General features: G+C 41.7%; 1 protein-coding gene. It reads left to right on the forward strand.

All coding sequences use genetic code 11. The annotated features are described in order from the left end of the window. Positions 1–259, forward strand: a 259-nt coding sequence (locus VJI93_RS09010; protein ID WP_324009359.1) for a hypothetical protein, incomplete at both ends; no start/stop codon positions are given.

The raw sequence follows: 259 nt of genomic DNA on the forward strand, positions 1-259 counted from the left end.
TAAAAGGTGAGGACGCGAAAGAACAATCCTTTATTATTAGAGATGTAAACTTCATCATCAATGCCGATCTTGATGGCAAACAATTACCACCTGCCGGTTCACCCAGCATTATGATGGCAACCGGCGGTACTCAATTGAAAAACATTCCAGCAGATGATGGCATCTATGCATGGCAATTTCATGTAAACTGGGATGACTTCTCCAAAACAAGAATTGATGGCCCTATAAAAATTCCCGTGGCACCTTATCATTATCTCGG

The sequence above is a fragment of the Parvimonas sp. M20 genome (genome assembly GCF_035282425.1).
Taxonomy (GTDB): Bacteria; Bacillota; Clostridia; order Tissierellales; family Peptoniphilaceae; genus Parvimonas.